Annotated in this window: 16 protein-coding genes; all 16 read left to right on the top strand. The window is 34.5% G+C overall.

The features are described 5' to 3' along the window. A partial coding sequence (locus tag AB1349_03660) for a site-specific DNA-methyltransferase (protein MEW6556433.1) occupies window positions 1–845 on the top strand: 845 nt, incomplete at its 5' end. After that, window positions 817–1,317, top strand: a complete 501-nt coding sequence (locus AB1349_03655; GenBank protein MEW6556432.1) for a hypothetical protein — start codon at window positions 817–819, stop codon at window positions 1,315–1,317. The genes AB1349_03660 and AB1349_03655, both read left to right, overlap by 29 nt. A 126-nt stretch (window positions 1,318–1,443) precedes the next feature. Further along, on the top strand, window positions 1,444–1,965 hold the full coding sequence (locus AB1349_03650; GenBank protein MEW6556431.1) for a hypothetical protein: 522 nt from the start codon (window positions 1,444–1,446) through the stop codon (window positions 1,963–1,965). 38 nt (window positions 1,966–2,003) lie between these two features. After that, a complete protein-coding gene (locus tag AB1349_03645) occupies window positions 2,004–2,939 on the top strand; it encodes a response regulator (protein ID MEW6556430.1) in 936 nt (311 codons plus the stop codon). A gap of 1 nt (window position 2,940) precedes the next feature. Continuing rightward, entirely contained in the window at window positions 2,941–3,990 is a 1,050-nt protein-coding gene (locus AB1349_03640) for an adenylate/guanylate cyclase domain-containing response regulator (GenBank protein ID MEW6556429.1), read from the top strand. A gap of 188 nt (window positions 3,991–4,178) precedes the next feature. After that, window positions 4,179–4,511 carry a PilZ domain-containing protein gene (locus AB1349_03635; protein ID MEW6556428.1) on the top strand — a complete coding sequence of 111 codons (333 nt, stop codon included), beginning with the start codon at window positions 4,179–4,181 and terminating at the stop codon, window positions 4,509–4,511. Continuing rightward, window positions 4,505–6,685 carry a UvrD-helicase domain-containing protein gene (locus tag AB1349_03630; protein ID MEW6556427.1) on the top strand — a complete coding sequence of 727 codons (2,181 nt, stop codon included), beginning with the start codon at window positions 4,505–4,507 and terminating at the stop codon, window positions 6,683–6,685. Before AB1349_03635 ends, AB1349_03630 begins: the two co-directional genes overlap by 7 nt. A gap of 24 nt (window positions 6,686–6,709) precedes the next feature. Then, window positions 6,710–6,997, top strand: coding sequence for an Asp-tRNA(Asn)/Glu-tRNA(Gln) amidotransferase subunit GatC (gene gatC, locus AB1349_03625; GenBank protein ID MEW6556426.1), 288 nt, complete (start codon window positions 6,710–6,712; stop codon window positions 6,995–6,997). Between the two features lie 23 nt (window positions 6,998–7,020). Then, a complete protein-coding gene (gene gatA, locus AB1349_03620; GenBank protein ID MEW6556425.1) occupies window positions 7,021–8,481 on the top strand; it encodes an Asp-tRNA(Asn)/Glu-tRNA(Gln) amidotransferase subunit GatA in 1,461 nt (486 codons plus the stop codon). Between the two features lie 19 nt (window positions 8,482–8,500). Then, window positions 8,501–8,722 (top strand): NifU family protein, encoded by a 222-nt coding sequence (locus AB1349_03615; protein MEW6556424.1) that lies wholly within the window; start codon window positions 8,501–8,503, stop codon window positions 8,720–8,722. A gap of 37 nt (window positions 8,723–8,759) precedes the next feature. Beyond that, on the top strand, window positions 8,760–9,329 hold the full coding sequence (locus AB1349_03610) for a hypothetical protein (protein MEW6556423.1): 570 nt from the start codon (window positions 8,760–8,762) through the stop codon (window positions 9,327–9,329). After that, window positions 9,295–10,191, top strand: coding sequence for a class I SAM-dependent methyltransferase (locus tag AB1349_03605; GenBank protein ID MEW6556422.1), 897 nt, complete (start codon window positions 9,295–9,297; stop codon window positions 10,189–10,191). The genes AB1349_03610 and AB1349_03605 overlap by 35 nt, the downstream gene beginning before the upstream one ends. A 12-nt stretch (window positions 10,192–10,203) precedes the next feature. After that, complete coding sequence (locus AB1349_03600; GenBank protein MEW6556421.1) at window positions 10,204–12,018, top strand: hypothetical protein; 1,815 nt, start codon at window positions 10,204–10,206, stop codon at window positions 12,016–12,018. Beyond that, on the top strand, window positions 11,991–12,899 hold the full coding sequence (locus AB1349_03595) for a tetratricopeptide repeat protein (protein ID MEW6556420.1): 909 nt from the start codon (window positions 11,991–11,993) through the stop codon (window positions 12,897–12,899). Before AB1349_03600 ends, AB1349_03595 begins: the two co-directional genes overlap by 28 nt. Further along, window positions 12,883–13,407: an O-acetyl-ADP-ribose deacetylase gene (locus tag AB1349_03590; GenBank protein MEW6556419.1), complete on the top strand. Its 525-nt coding sequence runs from the start codon at window positions 12,883–12,885 to the stop codon at window positions 13,405–13,407. Before AB1349_03595 ends, AB1349_03590 begins: the two co-directional genes overlap by 17 nt. A gap of 31 nt (window positions 13,408–13,438) precedes the next feature. Further along, complete coding sequence (gene dapA, locus AB1349_03585) at window positions 13,439–14,317, top strand: 4-hydroxy-tetrahydrodipicolinate synthase (GenBank protein MEW6556418.1); 879 nt, start codon at window positions 13,439–13,441, stop codon at window positions 14,315–14,317. The last annotated feature ends 47 nt before the right edge of the window (window positions 14,318–14,364 follow it).

Raw genomic sequence — 14,364 nt, 5'->3', positions numbered from 1 at the left:
TCAGGTCGATAGAATTATTAAAAAAATTACCGGATAATTTTATAAATTTAATCATTACAAGTCCGCCTTATTTTGGTTGCAGAGTTTACGGAAATGAAACATTAGGCAGAGAAGAACATCCATTGGGATACGTTGCCAATCTGTTAAAATATACAAAAGAATTAAAAAGGGTTTTATATAAAGAAGGTTCTTTTTACCTTAATATAGGTGATGTTTATTTCGGTACCAAAGGTTTTATTAGGAATAAAGGGAGATATGCTAGAAAAACGGACAAACATTATAAGGAGCATAAAATAGTCAAACCCGATGGCAAATATTTACAATACAAGCAACTTTTAATGTTGCCGGAAAGGATTGCAATGGGAATGCAGGAACAGGGTTGGATTTTACGCAATAAAATTATTTGGGAAAAACCCAATCCCGTTCCATCTTACTCACCGGACAGACGGTACCCAGTTTATGAACACATTTTTCATTTTGTAAAATCAAAAAGGTATTATTTTAACTTAAATATTGCCAAACATCTCAATCATCACAGGGATATAATAAGATGTGGCATAGAACCTTTTGGAGAGCATCAAGCATCTTTTCCGCTGTCGTTGATAAAACCACTGATTTTGACAACTTCAAAGGAAAAAGATTTAGTTTTAGATCCTTTTATGGGAAGTGGTACGACTGCTGTTGCCGCCGTGAAATTAAACAGAAATTATGTTGGTTTTGAAATAAATGAAAAATTTTGCAAATTAACAGAGGAAAGGATATTAAATTCAGAAAAAACAATTGAAAATGAACTACCAGTAAAGGAGATTTACCAGAGTGATATTCATTACATCGCAACCAGATAATTTGAAGAAACTTTATTTTGATTACTTAAAAGCAATCTGTTCTTTGTCAAAATTGTTTAGTGATAAAGATGTCCCATATTTGTATTACAGAGTGGCAGAGAATATTTTTTGTAAATCTTTTAATGCTGTTAATCTCTCAAGAGATGATTTGGCATTTGATGCAAAAAAAGATGATATTGGTATTGGGTTAAAAACTTTTACAGCAAGAGGGGAATATAAAACAGAAAAAATTGCCGAATTTAATGCATTCAGCAAAGAATTAAGAAACTTAAATAATGAAAAATTAGTTTTGCGGTTGTCTGATTTAAGGAATGAAAGAATTGAATTTGCTAAAAGAACATATGGTATTAAAAGTTCTATTTATCATTGTATTGCTCGCAGAAAAAAAATACTCAAAATATTTGAAACCGATTATGAATTAATTGATAAAAACACAATAAAAGATATAAAATCTTCAAAAGCGGGCATTTAATTCAAGGATACTAAAAACGAATATGCCTTTAATTTTTCTAAAAGTACCTTATTTAAAAAATTTGAAATTTCCGATACATCAATTGACTTACCTATACAGATTTTAGATGATCCATATGAATTAATTTTGACATTGTTTGAAAAAGGAGTAGTAAGACAACCCCTTTTAGAAATTCCCGGAAAAGATTTTGTAATTTTACCTTTATATTCGTTAAGAGAAAGTAAAAAAAATAACAAAGTAGTTGCAGAAAAAAGCGGTTTGAATCAATGGAATGCCGGTGACAGAGAAAGAGATATCGGAGAAGTTTATATTCCCATACCGATACAAATTCATAAAAATTTTCCAGATTTTTTACCGCCCAGAGAAAAACCGTTTAATTTGCATATTCCTACCGGTGAGATTTTAAACGCAAAAATATGTCAGGAAAATTCAAAAGCTTTAATGACCAATCCGAACAATGCACTTTCCGATTGGTTGCTGCGGAAAGTTTTGGAACTTAAAGAAGGGGAGTTGCTGACATATGAAAAGTTGAAAACTTTAGGAATAGATAGTGTTCGTATAACAAAAATGGACGAGAATAATTTTAAGATTGATTTTGCAAGAGCAGATAGTTATGACAATTTTCAGAAATTTTTTATAATAAAATAAGTGAAAAATGCCCGATATATTACAAATTTACATTTTTTATGGAAAAAAAACGAATCCTTGTTGTAGATGATGACCCGTCGGTTGTTGGTTATCTTGAATTTTTATTGGCAATTTACGGATATGTGATGGAAGGTGCTTTGTCTGGCGAGGAAGGATTAAAAAAAGTAGATGCTTCACCGCCTGATTTAATTTTTCTGGATTTGATGATGCCTAAAATGTCTGGATATGAAGTTTGTCGTCGGCTGAAAGCAAACCTGCGAACTGCATCAATCCCGGTTATTTTGTATACCGCAGCCCGAATAGGTTCTGAAGAAAAAGCCAAAGGGATAGAACTCGGTGCGGATGAGTTTCTTACCAAACCGTTCAACACGCAGGAATTAAAAGCGCGGTTAGAGCGGCTTTTCAAACGGCGCAGCGAAGATATGGGCTATAATCCGTTGACGAAACTGCCGGGCAACTTTTTTATAGAAAAAGAGTTCAAAGAACGGCTTAGTAAAAAAGGGTCTTTCACATTCTGCTATTTAGATATTGATAATTTTAAGGTATATAACGACCTCTACGGGTTCAAAAAGGGTGACGATGCAATTTTGTTTACTGCTGATGTTATAAAGAAAGCAATCACAGAAGCCGGCAACCCGGACGATTTTATCGGGCATATTGGTGGTGATGATTTTATTTTCATAACAACTGTAGATAAAGTAGATACTGTCTGTGAACTTGCTACAAAACGGTTTGATAAGTTTATATTCCAGTACTACGATGAAGAAGATGTTAAAAAAGGCTATATCACTGCGAGAGACCGCGATGACCGGCTCAAAAATTTTCCGCTTATGACGATTTCAATTAGTGTGCTTACAAACGAGAAATCGCCATTTCCACCGTTATCTCAAATGATTGAAAAAATGGCAGAGTTGAAATCAAAAGCAAAAAGAGAACCCAATAGACCTAAAGGCAGTTTCGTGATGAAGATATAATATGGAAAAGAAATTTATTTTCGTTATTGATGACGAATCAGCATCTGTTGCCTATATGGAACTCCTGCTTACCTGTTACGGCTATATTGTTAAGGGCTTTTCATCAGTTGAAGAGTTGTTTAAAAGTATTGATATTACACTGCCTGATTTGATTTTTGTTGACCTGATTTTAAGACATACAACCGGCTATGAGGTTTTAAGACGACTGCGTGCCAACCCGAAATCACACGCAGTGCCTGTTATTCTTTATACCTCAAGTAGAATTGACTCAGACACTAAATCAAAAGGACTGTCTATTGGTGCGGACGATTTCTTAACAAAACCGTTTGACCAGCAGGAACTGAAAGCAAAACTGGAACGGATTTTTCAACGAAGAGAAGAAGAAACCAAAGAAAAAGAGTTTATTCGCGATACATTACGCGGCTATATTTCTAAAGATATACTAAAAGTACTGATGGAAAAAAGAAATACACCAATACTTGAAGGTGAAAAACGGGAGGTTACTGTTTTATTCTCGGATATACGGGAATTCACAAGATACTCAGAACAACTGCCGCCAACCGAGGTTGTGAATATGCTTAATGAGTATCTCAAAATGATGACTGCTATAATTATAAAATGTGATGGTGTGATTGACAAGTTTATGGGTGATGCAATACTATCTTTCTGGAATGCACCATTTAATCAGGCGAATCATGAATTGAAAGCAGCACGGTGTGCGTTGGAGATGCTTTCAGCACTGCAAAAATATAATATTGACCGCGAGAAAAACAATAAAGCCGTTTTTAGTAGTATAGGAATTGGTATCAATACCGGTATCGTTGTAGCAGGACTTATTGGCTCTGAAAAAAAGATGGAATATACTTTAATCGGCAATACCGTTAATATTGCTGCACGACTTCAAGCGATTGCACGAAATAAAATTTATATATCAGAAATAACTGCGCAGAAACTGAAAAACTTTTGTAAACTGGAATCAATTGGTAAAGTAAAATTCAAAGGTAAAGAAGAAGAAATAGAGGTTTTTGAACTTATAGGGATGTTATGGTAATAACGCAGATGACATAAATCCTGCCCCCAAATGACTCTATCGGGGGTGTCATTCCCAAAAGGTTCTATTGGGAATCCATTAAAGACGTAGATTCCCGACAGGGGCATTCGGGAATGACAAATCCGCGGCAATCCGCGATAATCTGCGTATAAAAAATCAGCGGTAATTAGCGATTACGGAGGCAAAAAATGTCAAAAGAAAAAAGGAAACATAAACGGTTACCAACGACAATTATTGCAGATATTTATGATGCTGCTACGCTTGAGTTAAAAGGTAAAGGCTGTATCTTTGATTTATCAAAATCCGGTATCGCACTTGAAACCAATCTGAAACTGGATAAAACCAAGCCGTTTTTTATACGGATGAATATCCCGATGGAGATATTATGCCGGATTATCCGGTCAGAAAGCGAGGATGCCCAAACCGGGGTTTACCGGTACGGCTTAAAATATTCAAGAATAAAAATGTCGGACGCTATAAAACTTAAAAAAATTGTATTTGAAGATTCTGAAAAATGTTGAGTGAAACAAAATCATATTCTGCGAAAAAAAACCTGTTTGATGATTTAAATGAGAAACAACAGGAAGCGGTAAGATGTACAGAAGGACCGCTTTTGATTCTTGCAGGTGCCGGTAGCGGTAAAACACGCGTTATTGTCTATCGGATTGCTTATCTTTTACAAAACGGAGTCAAGCCGTGGAACATTCTTGCAATGACATTCACAAATAAAGCCGCAAGCCAGATGCGAGATAGAATCAATAAACTTATTGACTATGATGCAAATATCTGGATTTCTACATACCATTCGTTTTGTGCCAGAATTTTGCGGATAGAAGCATCAAATATTGCCTTAAACCACGATTTTACAATTTATGACGAAACCGATTCCAAGAAACTTATAGAACACTGCCTTAAAGAATTAAATTATGATTCTGACAGATTCAAGCCGTCACTTCTCTATGAAATAATTTCATTAGCAAAAGATAAACTATTAGACCCTGAATCATATATTGTTCATGCAATGACTACTAACGAATCATTCAAGAAAATTACCGCAGATATTTATGAACTTTATCAGAAAAAACTTAAAGAAATGAACGCCTGTGATTTTGGCGATTTGCTAAGATACACAGTTGAACTGTACAAAAATAATCAGTCAGTTTTAGAAAAATATCAGCAGCGGTTCAAATACCTTATGATTGATGAATATCAGGATACTAATTATGCCCAGTATGTGCTGACCAAACTGCTGGCTGCCAAGTATAAAAATATCTGCGTTGTCGGCGATGATGACCAAGCAATCTATTCCTGGCGTGGTGCGGATATCAGAAATATATTAGAGTTTGAACGGGACTGGACTAAAACAACCGTTATCTATCTGGAACGGAATTATCGGTCTACAAAAAATATACTGGACTGTGCCTGGCAACTTATACAAAATAACCATCACCGAAAACCTAAAAAATTATGGACAGATAAAAAACATGGTAATGAGGTTGTCTACATAGAACTCGCCAGCGAGATTAAAGAAGCAGAATATGTCGCTAATAGAATAAAATCAGCAGTTGAGACAGAAAATGCAGCACTTTCTGATTTTGCTGTTTTCTATCGGACTAATGCACAATCCAGAATTTTTGAGGAGGTGTTCACCCGGACAGGTATCCCATTTGTTGTTGTCGGCAGTCAGCGGTTTTATGAACGTACAGAAGTAAAAGATATTTTAAGTTATTTACGGTTGATTAACAATCCAGCAGATAATATAAGTTTTACGAGAATAATCAATACACCTGCCAGAGGAATTGGGAAAGTAACACTGCTATCTATAGAAAAAAATGCAGCCGAAAAAAGATTAACACTCTATGAGTCCGCAAAAGATATGTATCAAAATGGACAGATTCCAAAAGCTGAAAAATTTGTGAAACTTGTTGATTCTATGATTGCAGAAAAAGAAAATATGAACGCTTCAGAAATCGCAAAAATCATAATTGAAGAAACCAGCTATGTTCAACTTTTAGAAGAACAAAATAGTATTGAATCGTATTCCCGAATAGAAAATATAGAGGAACTTGTATCTGCAATTGTTGATTTTGAACAAAACACTGAAGAGAAAGAAAATAAAAAACTTTCAGCATTTTTGGAAAATATCGCACTTATCTCCGATGTAGATGTCTGGGCTGAAAACAAAGAATTTGTTACACTAATGACACTCCATCTTGCTAAAGGGCTGGAATTCACGAGTGTTTTTATAACCGGACTTGAAGAAGGATATATTCCACATGTGAATCATGTATATACTTTAGAAGAACTTGAAGAAGAACGACGGCTCTGTTATGTTGGGATGACCCGTGCCCAAAAGCAGCTCTATCTTACAAGCGCAGCACAGAGAAGAGTATATGGCGAAATGCGGTATTGTATCCCGTCAAGATTCCTGAAAGAAATCGGGCTTAAAAAAATCAAGGAAAATAGTCAAGAAATAAACGGGATATTAAATTTATATCCTGATTCCCATCGGGATGCTGCACCATTACCATTTTATAAAGGACTTCGGGTAAGACATTCTGAATTCGGTAATGGCAAGATTGTTGATGTAAACGGTTCTGGAGACGATTTAAAAATTACTGTTCAGTTTGAGGCTGGTTTCTGGAAAAAACTTTTCGTAAAATACGCTAATCTAAAAAAAGTAGAAATAGATTAAAAAAAATCTGCATGTTCTGCGTTCATGAAAATCACAATAAAAGATGTTGAATATGTAGCAAAACTTGCACAACTTGAATTAACAGAACAAGAAAAAAAGGAATATACTATCCAATTAAATTCAATTCTGGAGTATATGGATGAATTAAACAAGGTTGATACTTCAAATGTGCTATCAACTGCCAGTGTAATTAAGATAAAAAATGTTTTTCGTGAAGATAAAATAAAGAAATCTGATATAGCAGAAGATATAATTTCAAATGCGCCATCAAAAGAAGACAGATTTTTTAAGGTCAAAAAAGTCATAGAATAAATTAGAGCAAATGTAAAACTTGTATGGAACTTCATATCCTGGCTGCTTGTGAAATTGTTGAGAAAATAAAAAAAAGAGAAATTTCTGCCAGCGAAATTGTTAGATGTTATTTAGAGCGTATTAAAAAATTTGACCACAAAATTCATGCATTCAATTCTGTTTTTGCTGAAAAATCACTGAAAAAAGCGGATGAAATTGACAACAAAATCAAAAAAGGAAAATATCTCGGCGCACTTGCTGGCATCCCTGTCGCTATAAAAGATAATATATGTATTAAAGACGAAAAGACAACTTGTTCGTCTAAAATTCTTGAAAATTATATTGCACCTTATAATGCGACTGTCATTGAAAAACTTGAAAAAGAAGACGCAATTCTTATTGGCAAAACAAATATGGATGAATTTGCAATGGGCTCGTCAACTGAGAATTCAGCATTTTGTATAACAAAAAATCCGTGGGATTTTAAAAGTGTTCCAGGCGGTTCTTCCGGCGGAAGCGCCGCAGCAGTTGCAGCGTCTATCTCGCCTGTAGCACTAGGCTCGGATACAGGCGGCTCTATCAGACAGCCCGCCGCATTTTGTGGGCTCGCCGGCTTGAAGCCTACATATGGAAGGGTCTCTCGTTATGGGCTCGTAGCGTTTGCATCTTCACTTGACCAGATAGGACCTTTGGCAAAAAATGTGAAAGATGTAGCACTGGTTTTACAGAATATATCGGACTACGATGTAAATGATACCACATCCGCCAATCTGCCTGTAGATGACTATCTTTCTGAAATTGAAAAAGATATAAAAAAACTTAAAATCGGTATTCCAAAAGAATACTTTGTAGAAGGGCTGGATAAAGAGGTTCAAAATGCGATATTCTCAGCACTAAAAGTTTTTGAAGGATTAGGTTGCCAGATAAAAGAAATTTCGCTACCGTATACAAAATATGCAGTTAGCGTTTATTATATTATTGCACCATCTGAAGCATCTGCAAATCTTGCAAGATATGATGGCGTGAAATACGGCTTCCGCGCTGATACCGACTCACTCATGGAAATGTATGAAAAAACACGGTCAGTCGGGTTTGGTAGTGAAGTGAAACGAAGAATAATGCTCGGAACATATACGCTTTCGGCTGGTTATTACGATGCTTATTATCTAAAAGCACAGAAGGTTCGGACATTGATAAAAAATGATTTTGATGAAGCGTTCGAGAATATAGATGTTATTATGACACCTACAACGCCTTCAACTGCATTCCAAATTGGTGAAAAAACTGCCGAGCCGTTACAGATGTATCTTTCGGATGTTTTTACAATCTCTTGTAATCTTGCCGGGATTTGCGGGCTCTCAATCCTTTGTGGGTTCTCGTCTGCCAATTTGCCAATAGGACTCCAGCTTTTAGGTAGAGCATTTGATGAAAAAACGATTTTAAGAGCAGCACATAATTTTCAAAAAAGTACTGATTATCATAAAAAAAATCCGCAAATGATATAGTTTTCAGACGGAGGATTCTATGCGAGAGAAAGTGGAAAAAGCACTTGAAAAAATCAGGCCGTTTCTACAAAGAGATGGCGGTGATGTTGAACTTGTGGATGTCACAGAAGATGGGATTGTCAAAGTAAAACTTCTGATGGCTTGTGCGGGTTGTCCGATGGCATCAATGACATTAAAAAACGGAATTGAAAAAGCCATAAAACAGGAAGTCCCTGAAATAAAATCTGTAGAAGCAGTATAAAAATGAAAAAATCAGAAGTACAAAAAAAAGTAACAATATGAATATCGGAACTGATTTAGACGGTGTTATCGCAGACAGCGACCCTGTCTACCGGTTTTTTATAAAAAAATTTTTGGGGCAAGAACTAAAAAGAAAAGATGTAACATCGTTTTTTTACGAGGATTGTCTTGGAATAACTATTGACAAAATGAACAAGGTTTGGGAATTTTTTAATAGAGAACAAGGTTGGAATAAAATAAAACCTGTAGTCGGTGCAATTAAGTATTTGAATAAATTTGCAACAAAAAATAAAATTTTTGTGGTTTCATCAAGGCCTGTTTTTTTAGAAAAAATCACCCGAAGATGGCTTGATAGGTATAAAGTTAACTACGATAAACTGATTTTGACCGACAGTCAACCTAAATTGAAAATTATTAAGGACTTAAATATCACATATTTTATAGAAGACCGATTAGATTATGCGCAAGAGATGGCAAAGGCAGGGATCAAAGTGTTGTTGCTTGATTATCCATGGAACCAGTCCGATGAAGAACAAGCAAACCTTTACCGAGTAAAAAACTGGGATGAAGTAGATGAATTTTTTAGAATACAAAAACATACCATGTAATCTTTGTGGCTCAAATGACTATAAGATTTTGTATAAAAAAGTTTATTCTTTTGAACCAGACCGAATCAAGATAACAACTGATATGTATAATTCATATGGGCAGATAGTTCGTTGTAAAAGATGTGGGCTTGTATATACGACACCACGGTTTCCCAACAATCAAATTATACAAGCATATAAATCTATGGACGACCGAGATTATGTTTCAGAGCAAGAAAGCCGTAATATAAACGCTCAGTTTTCTCTTCATACTATCAAAAAGTACAAAAAACAAGGAACACTTTTGGATATAGGTTCTGCCTGCGGTTTTTTTCTAAATTCAGCAAAAAAAGATTTTGAAGTATCAGGTGTAGAGCTTTCTCATTGGGCAACTGAATTTACAAGAAGAACTTGGGGAATAAATGTTTTTGAAGGCACACTTGAAGAATTGCAACTCAAACCCAGCTCGGTAGATGTTGTCAGTATGATAGATACTTTAGAACATTTAACAGACCCTCAAAGTACTGTTGCGGAGGTTTACAAGATTTTGAAACTTAACGGGCTGTTTTATTTAGTAGTACCGGATATTGACGGGCTTGCTGCAAAAATTTTAAGAGGTTATTGGTGGGGCTTAAGACCCGCACATCTTTATTATTTTTCAAAAAATAGTTTAACCCAATTACTAAAAAAAAATGGGTTTAAAATAAAACAGATGAAATCATATGGACGGGTATTTCCATATAGTTACTGGCTTAGCCGCTTACATCATTATCCGAAATTGATTTATAAAACAGTTAAGTATGTTGTTGATGCATTTGCTTTGAATGAAAAACTCGCTTATATTAACACGAAAGATTCTTTGGAAATTGTAGCAGTAAGATAAAATTCGGAATTTATGCAGAAAATAAAAGAGTTTCTGTCTACTATATGGTTAGAGATATTATGTTGTTTAACGGCTTCATTTCTGTTCTGGAACCGATTATTCATAAATCCGTTCCGACATTTGTATGGAGATTTTGATTTTACTATAACTTATCTTTTTGCGAATAAAATCTCATTTTTATATTTTCACGAATTCCCGTTTTTTAGTTCTTATATCGGTGGTGGTTTTCCTCTATGGGCAAATCCACAAAATATGTTTTTTTCGGTTCCACAATTTTTTTCAATAATAATTAAGAATCAATGGTTGGCTATTCGGATTACAATTCTGGTTTTAACAACAATCAGTATGTTAGGAATGTTTAATCTGCTAAAACAACTTGAAATACAAAATTTCGGGTTAAAATTATTCGGCGCAATTATCTATACATTTTCTGGTTTTTTTGTTGCCAGAATGATTATCGGGCACATTATATTCCATAATATAATTTATATCCCATGGCTTGTATCTTCGTTTATATGGTCATATAAAAATAATAAGTTTTCTTTTGCTATTCCAATATGGTTAGCAATAATGATATACGCAGGACTGCATATCACTTCAGTATTTGTAATAATTATTTTAATATCTTTACTTTTCTTTTGTAAATTCAAAAGATGGTTAATTTATATCCTACTCGGCTTTATCTTAGCAGCGCCCAAAATTATTCCTTCATATCAATTGTTATCCTGGTTCCCTAAAAAATGTAATATGGGTTATGTAGCAAATTCAGTAGTTAAAACATATACTGTCTTGCTGTCTGCTCTTGTCTGGCCTGTTCAAAATCCGAATAGTTGGCCATTTAAATGCCTTACTGATAAATGGTTATCATCAAACATGCACGAGATAAATGGCTATATAGGAATTCTTCCCGTCTTGTTAGCAGGATTTTGTATATATATTTTTTTCAAGTATAAGAACTATTTTTACCGACGAGTTGTCGTTTCTATGCTGATGATTACAGGAATTGCTCTTTTTTTATATCTGGGTGAATTGAATCCTGTCTGGCAGATATTATCAAAAAATTTAGTGTTTGGTTCTCTCCATATCCCAACGAGGTTTATCGGTTTGGTTGTATTACCAATTGCCGTTTTTTCAACTCTTGGGCTTTGGATATTTGTAAAAAATATAAAGAAAAAAGTAAACATTATTCTTTTTGGAATTTGTATTGCTGTATTCTTAGATTATTATAGGGCAAATTTATATAATATAAAAACAGCAACACAAACTTGTGCTCTTGCCAGCAGGTATTATTTTAATCAAGACAATACTTTTGAATACAACGAAGGTCCTGATTGGGTTTTTATAGAACCACAAAGTTTTGAGATTGATTCAATGAGCGGCTATCTCCAGAAAAATCAAGGTATTTTACATTTTTATGATACTTTACTCGGGTATGGACCATATGTTTTTAAGAAACATTCTCTTGTCAAAGAAGGCAGAATAGATATGTTTAATAGCGAACCGAATATAAAAATAGAATGGCTTTCCCCATCAAAAATTTTTGTAAAAGTGCTTAAAACAAAACCGGAGCATATAACAATCCCTATAAATATAAATTATTTTCCCGGCTGGCAAATTATTCCTAACTTACATGGGTTAACACTAAATTCCAACTGGACACCAGATAAATGGGGCTTATTATTACTTGACCTCTCTGATAAATTTCCAATAATGAAAACAGAGATGTTCAGTTTAAGATATTCACCTTCTTGGAAAGTAAAATTAACCTTTGTCATCGCGGGATTGACATTATGTATTATATGTTATATCCGTTGTTTTTATTCGTAATAATTGTTTTAGGATGTAATCAGAAAAAGCCGGGTATTAACGAAATACAACAGGTTCAAGACGATGTTTCTATGACTTCGCAGGACTGGCGAAAAAAAGGAGACATGTATTATCAAACTTATAACTTTGAAAAAGCGATAGAATGTTACGCTAAATCCATTGAACTTAATCCCAACAATGCATATACATGGGAATCAAACGGTTGGGCTTTTACACAGTTATATGACCACAATCAAGCAATAACTTGTTTCAATAAAGCATCTGGTATATATAAAATATTTAAAATTGGAAATTCAATAATTCCTAAAACTGCAAGAGATTATTTCAAACGAGCGTCTGTCTATTTTATTCATAAAGAGTATAACCAAGCGATTGAAGATTATACCAAAAGTATTAAACTTGACAATAAATATATAGTAAAATGTTCCTATTTTCGTGGAGAGGCATATTATAATACAGGTAGATATAATTTAGCAATCGCTGATTTTGATAAGGTTATAGAACTTGAACCATCTGCTAAAGCATATATGAACCGAGGTCTTGCATATCACGCAGCTAAAAATTACAGTCTTGCAATCCGTGATTATAATATGGCAATCAAATTGAATCCAAAATTTTCAAAAGCGTATAATAACCGTGGGCTAACTTATTATGAATTGGGTGATTCCAATCAGGCATTTTCTGATTTTAACAGGGCGATAAAACTTGACCCTGCCTATGCAATGGCATATAATAATAGAGGTGCTATTCACCTTGTTTCTAAAAGATATGATTTTGCCAAAAAAGATTTTCTGAAGGCAATAGAACTACAACCTGAAAGCGAATCTGCAACTTTTTCCAGAAGTAATATTCAACTTGGGAACTATGAATACAAAAATTGAACTTGTTCTGGGTGATATTACAAAAATTAAAGTGGATGCAATTGTCAATGCGGCTAATACTACGCTTTTAGGTGGCGGTGGGGTTGACGGAGCAATCCATCGTGCTGCCGGCCATCAACTTTTAGAAGAATGCAAGAAACTTGGTGGCTGTAAAACCGGTGAAGCAAAAATTACAAAGGGCTACAATCTGCCTCCAAAGTATGTTATTCATACTGTAGGTCCGATATGGCGTGGTGGCAATTTTAACGAAAAAAAACTACTTAAAATTTGCTACAAAAATTCGTTAGAACTTGCTGAAAAAAACAAAATCAAATCTATTGCATTCCCGTCAATATCCACAGGTGCATATGGTTTCCCGATAGAAAAAGCAGCGCAAATCGCCTTATCTGAGATTAAAAAATTTGTTGAAAAAAAATCTGTTTTTGATAAAATAATAATTGTTCTTTTTTCAGAAACCGATTTACAGGTCTACAAAAAGTTTTACAATATAGTTTTTACTAATCACTAATTCACTAATCACTGTCTTTATCGGGGGTTTTATGTTTGAGGGAAGTTATGTAGCAATTGTTACACCATTCAAGAATGGAAAAGTTGATTTTGAAACATTAGGCGAACTTGTTGAGTTTCATATAAAAAATGGGACCAATGGTATTGTGCCGTGCGGAACAACAGGTGAGTCAGCAACGCTGAATTATGAAGAGCATGAAAAGGTGATTGAGATTGTTGTTAAACAAGTGGCAGGTCGGATAAAGGTTGTCGCTGGAACCGGCTCCAATAGTACACAAGAAACAATTGAGATGACTGCATTTGCTAAAAAGGTTGGCGCTGATGGTGTGCTTCTTGTTTCGCCATATTACAATAAACCAACACAAAAAGGACTGTATCTCCATTTCAAAAAGGTTGCGAATGAAATAGCCATCCCTATAATGCTTTACAACATACAGTCCAGAACCGGAGTTAATATAGAGCCAGAAACGGTTGCAAAGTTGTATTCTGATTGTGAAAATATTGTTGCAATAAAAGAAGCAAGTGGCTCGTTAGAGCAGATGACAAAAATACGGCTTCTATGTCCTGAAATAGATATGCTTTCTGGCGACGATGCTTTGACACTTCCGCTTTTATCTATCGGTGGTAAAGGTGTTGTATCCGTCGTAGCAAACATTGTACCAAAAGATGTTTCAGACATGGTTTGGTCGTATCTTAAAGGTGAAACAGAAAAAGCCAGAGAACTTCATTTCAAACTTTTTGAGTTAATAAAAGCGATGTTTATTGAAACCAATCCTATACCCATTAAGACAGCAATGGGTTTAATGGGTTTGTGTTCCGATGAACTGCGTTTGCCAATGTGCAATATGGACGATAAGAACAAGGAAAAACTTGTAAAAGTAATGAAAGATAACGGTTTATTAAAATCATAATTTCCAAATTTCCAAATTTGGAAATTTGGAAATTGAGAAAAAGGGGA

The organism is Elusimicrobiota bacterium, from assembly GCA_040757695.1.
Classification (GTDB): Bacteria; Elusimicrobiota; UBA8919; order UBA8919; family UBA8919; genus JBFLWK01.
Note: the sequence above shows the minus strand (reverse complement) of the source record. Positions and strands in the feature narration are given on the sequence as shown.

Bases quoted from the DNA above. Each gene is read 5' to 3' on its own strand.
- AB1349_03605 (MEW6556422.1), top strand. From the start codon at position 9,295: ATGAATTTTTTAGAATACAAAAACATACCATGTAATCTTTGTGGCTCA.
- AB1349_03595 (MEW6556420.1), top strand. From the start codon at position 11,991: ATGTTATATCCGTTGTTTTTATTCGTAATAATTGTTTTAGGATGTAAT.
- AB1349_03640 (MEW6556429.1), top strand. From the start codon at position 2,941: ATGGAAAAGAAATTTATTTTCGTTATTGATGACGAATCAGCATCTGTT.
- gatA (MEW6556425.1), top strand. From the start codon at position 7,021: ATGGAACTTCATATCCTGGCTGCTTGTGAAATTGTTGAGAAAATAAAA.
- AB1349_03635 (MEW6556428.1), top strand. From the start codon at position 4,179: ATGTCAAAAGAAAAAAGGAAACATAAACGGTTACCAACGACAATTATT.
- gatC (MEW6556426.1), top strand. From the start codon at position 6,710: ATGAAAATCACAATAAAAGATGTTGAATATGTAGCAAAACTTGCACAA.
- AB1349_03645 (MEW6556430.1), top strand. From the start codon at position 2,004: ATGGAAAAAAAACGAATCCTTGTTGTAGATGATGACCCGTCGGTTGTT.
- AB1349_03615 (MEW6556424.1), top strand. From the start codon at position 8,501: ATGCGAGAGAAAGTGGAAAAAGCACTTGAAAAAATCAGGCCGTTTCTA.
- AB1349_03630 (MEW6556427.1), top strand. From the start codon at position 4,505: ATGTTGAGTGAAACAAAATCATATTCTGCGAAAAAAAACCTGTTTGAT.
- dapA (MEW6556418.1), top strand. From the start codon at position 13,439: ATGTTTGAGGGAAGTTATGTAGCAATTGTTACACCATTCAAGAATGGA.
- AB1349_03590 (MEW6556419.1), top strand. From the start codon at position 12,883: ATGAATACAAAAATTGAACTTGTTCTGGGTGATATTACAAAAATTAAA.
- AB1349_03600 (MEW6556421.1), top strand. From the start codon at position 10,204: ATGCAGAAAATAAAAGAGTTTCTGTCTACTATATGGTTAGAGATATTA.
- AB1349_03610 (MEW6556423.1), top strand. From the start codon at position 8,760: ATGAATATCGGAACTGATTTAGACGGTGTTATCGCAGACAGCGACCCT.